This is a genomic window from Micromonospora sp. ATLC20 (assembly GCF_057196585.1).
Genome location: NZ_JBXUOV010000306.1, coordinates 1 through 3653 on the forward strand (window position 1 = coordinate 1; position 3653 = coordinate 3653).

Annotated in this window: 3 protein-coding genes and 1 pseudogene; 2 read left to right on the top strand and 2 right to left on the bottom strand. The window is 73.7% G+C overall.

Annotated elements, in window-relative coordinates; translation table 11 throughout:
- Positions 1-202: pseudogene (locus AC2CHG_RS30530) on the bottom strand (hypothetical protein); the annotation flags it as partial.
- A gap of 96 nt (positions 203-298) precedes the next feature.
- Here AC2CHG_RS30530 and AC2CHG_RS30535 point away from each other — a divergent pair.
- Together AC2CHG_RS30535 and AC2CHG_RS30540 are read left to right on the top strand one after the other, a co-directional pair.
- On the top strand, positions 299-919 hold the full coding sequence (locus AC2CHG_RS30535) for an L-threonylcarbamoyladenylate synthase (RefSeq protein ID WP_091418190.1): 621 nt from the start codon (positions 299-301) through the stop codon (positions 917-919).
- Between the two features lie 76 nt (positions 920-995).
- Positions 996-2570 carry a Na+/H+ antiporter gene (locus tag AC2CHG_RS30540; RefSeq protein WP_262011611.1) on the top strand — a complete coding sequence of 525 codons (1575 nt, stop codon included), beginning with the start codon at positions 996-998 and terminating at the stop codon, positions 2568-2570.
- A 42-nt stretch (positions 2571-2612) separates the two neighbouring features.
- Here AC2CHG_RS30540 and AC2CHG_RS30545 read toward each other — a convergent pair whose 3' ends face one another.
- On the bottom strand, positions 2613-3548 hold the full coding sequence (locus AC2CHG_RS30545) for an NHL repeat-containing protein (protein WP_402806490.1): 936 nt from the start codon (positions 3546-3548) through the stop codon (positions 2613-2615).
- Positions 3549-3653 lie beyond the last annotated feature (105 nt).

Sequence of the window (3653 nt, forward strand, 5' to 3'; positions counted from 1 at the left end):
GCGTCCGGGCGGCGCTCAGCCCCGCCTGCGCGTTGTTCCAGGCCGCGCACGGCCACGCGGCCCCGGCGCAGCTCGGGCTGGCGCAGACGCGCTCGTCGTCCGGCTGGTGCGCGTCGGCCACCGCGGCGGCCAGGTCCCACAGCAGCGGATCGGTCACCTCCGCGGGGCGGTCGGCGACGCGGTCTGTGCTGGCTTCGGACATGATTCGGTCCCCCTGTCGTGAACGGCCCCCACCTGTTTCCGGAAACCGCCCGGGCCAAACCTGCGCCCGCCCGGGCGCGGACATAGGCTGACCGGCGTGGCGAGGTACTACGACCTGCATCCGGACAACCCCCAGCCCCGCGTGATCCGGCAGGTGGTGGACCTGCTGCGCGCCGACGGGGTGATCGCCTACCCGACCGACTCCTGCTACGCGCTCGGCTGCCGGATCGGCAACCGCGACGGCGTGGAGCGGATCCGGGAGATCCGGCGGCTCGACGACCGGCACCCGTTCACGCTGATGTGCGCCGACTTCGCCCAGCTCGGCCAGTTCGTCAAGCTCAGCAACGCGGTCTTCCGGCAGGTGAAGTCCGTCATCCCGGGCAGCTACACGTTCCTGCTCCCGGCCACCGCCGAGGTGCCGCGCCGGTTGCAGGACCCGCGGCGGCGGGTGGTCGGCGCGCGCGTGCCCCGGCACACGGTGACCCAGGCGCTGCTCGCCGAACTCGGCGAGCCGCTGCTGACCAGCACGCTTCTGCTGCCCGGCGAGGACGAGCCGATGACCCAGGGCTGGGAGATCAAGGAGCGGCTCGACCACCTCGTCGACGCGGTGGTCGACGCCGGGGACTGCGGGCTGGAGCCGACCACAGTGGTCGACCTGTCCGGCCCGGAGCCGGAGATCCTGCGTCGCGGTGCCGGAGATCCGTCCCGCTTCGAGTAGCGATCACCGATTCCGTCCCGCCCGGCCGCCGCCGTAGGGCACCGTGATTCCCGGCGGACGGTGACGGGGGTACGGCGTGGAAGCACTCGTGCTGATCACGGTGCTGGGCGCCACCGTGCTCGTCGGCACCACGATCGGCGGTCGCTACAGCGTTGCGCCGCCGGTCCTGCTGATCGCCATGGGCGCGCTGATCGGCCTGCTGCCGCCGTTCGACAACCTGATCCTCGAACCCGAGGTCGTGCTGGTGCTGTTCCTCCCGGCGATCCTCTACCGGGAGAGCCTGGTCATCAGCCTCCGCGAGATCCGGGCCAACCTCACGGTGATCGTCGGGCTCGCCGTCGTGCTGGTGATCGTCACGATGGCCGCCGTCGCGTTCACCGCGCAGGCCCTCGGCGTGCAGCCGGCCGCCGCGTGGGTGCTCGGCGCGGTCCTGGCGCCGACCGACGCGGCAGCCGTGGCCGGCCTGGCCAAGCGGATGCCGCGCGGCATCCTCACCACGCTGCGCGCGGAGAGCCTGGTCAACGACGGTACGGCACTCGTGCTGTTCGCCGTGGCCGCCGGCGTGGTCGCGGGCGGGACGGTGCCCGGAGCGCTGACGCTCACCGGCGAGTTCGTCGGCAAGTCGGCCGGTGGGGTGGCCGCCGGCCTGCTCGTCGGCGCAGTCGTGGTGCTGATCCGCAAACACGTCGACGATCCGATGCGCGAGGGCGGGCTGAGCATCCTCACCCCGTTCGTCGCGTTCCTGCTCGCCGACGCGGTGCACGCCAGCGGCGTGCTCGCGGTGGTGGTGGCCGGGCTGCTGCTGTCGTACGCCGCGCCCCGGGTGATCCGGGCCCGTTCCCGGGTCACCGCGTTCGCGTTCTGGGACCTCTCCACGTTCATGGTCAACGGTGGCCTGTTCGTGCTGCTCGGCACGCAGGTGCCGCGTTCGCTGCGCAGCATCACCAGCCACTCGCCGGCCGCGTCGCTCGGCATCGCGGCGCTCGTCGCCCTGGTCGTGGTGGTGATCCGGCTGGTCTGGGTGCACCTGTCGGTGTCGGCGCTGCAACGGGTGGACCGGCGGGAGTCGAGCCGCGCGCGGCACTTCGACGGCCGGATGCGTACCGCGGTGGGCTGGGCCGGGTTCCGCGGCGCCGTCTCGCTCGCCGCCGCGCTCGCCGTGCCGGTCACCATGCACGACGGCAGCACCGTGCGCGAACGCGACCTGATCATCTTCGTGACCGTGGTGGTGATCGTGCTGATCATGCTGGTGCAGGGCACCACCCTGCCCGCTGTCGTGAGCTGGGCCGGCCTGAACGGCGATCGGGAACGCGACGACGAGGTGCGCTGGGCCCGGATCCGGGCCACCGAGGCCGCCCTGGAGGCGCTGCCCCGGGCCGCCGACGACGTGGGCGCCACGCAGGACACGGTGGACCGGCTGCGCGCCGACTACGAGGAGCACCTGGCCGACGCCCGCGACCCGGGCGGTGAGGACGCGGAGGCGGAGCGGGAGATGGCCCGGCGGCTGCGTCTGCGGGTGCTCGACCACAAGCGGCAGGAGATCACCCGGCTGCGCAACACCAGGCAGATCGACGACGCGGTGCTGCGGCAGCTCCAGGCGGCCATCGACATCGAGGAGATCCGGCTGCTCGGGCCGGAGATGGAGGAGTGAACCGGGCCGGCCGCCACCCGGACGGGTGGCGGCCGGCGTGGCTCAGCGCGCGTCGACAGCGACGACCGTGTACGGGGTGGTCGGCGTCGGCGGGGTGGTGAACCGGCCGTTCGGCAGGTAGAGCCGGCCGAGCGCGGCGGCCACCGTGGTCGGCACGTCGAAGCCCGGGTCGGTGATGACGCCGCGCGCGACGCCGGCCGAGCCGGAGCGGTTCAGGTCGACCACGGCGACCTGGTTGAGGAAATTCTGCACCACGTACAGCGTGCGGCCGAGCAGCAGCAGGCCGTCGCCGTTGACGAACGTGGTGCCCGGCACGTCGACGGCGGTGGTGACGCCGGTGGCCGGGTCCACCCGGAACAGCGTGCCGGTGTTCGACTGCACGACGATCAGCGCCCGCCCGTCCGGGGTGGGCACGATGCCGTTGAGGTTGACGCCGGTGCCGCTCTGCTGGAAGTCGCCGGTCAGCGGGAGCGTGGTGAAGCCGCCGGCGGGCGGCAGCGTGCCGCCGCGTCCCAGCGGCAGGCGGTAGAGCACCGGCCGGTTCGAGTCGGTGAACCAGGCGGCGTCGCGGGTGAGCGTCACGTCGTTGACGAACGTCGGCGCCTCGGCGAACTGGTAGCTCGCGAGTACGGCGCCGGTGCGGGTGTCGATCACCCGGGCGTCACCGGCGGTGCCGCCGGCGACGAAGAGCCGGCCGCGCGGGTCGACCTTCAGGCCGAGCGACGGGGTGCCGGTGGCGGGGCTGACCTGCCGGCCCGCGCCGGTGATCAGGTCGGCGCGGTAGATCTCGCCGGTGGCCCGCGAGCCGAACCAGGCGTACCGGCCGGCGGCGGCGACGCCCTCCGGCTGGAAGCCGTCCGGCAGCGCGATGACCGTGGGACGGCGGTCGTGGGCAGCGGCGGCGGGGGCCGGCGCGGCGGTGGTGACGAGGGTGGCGGCCAGGGCGACGCCGAGGGTGGTCCTGATGCGTCGGTTCACTGTGGTCCTTCCGGGCGAAACGGTGGAACAGGACCTACCCCACTGTACGGTCGGCGCGCGGCGGCCGCCGGGGACGCGACCCGGCACGGTGGCACCGTGCCGGGT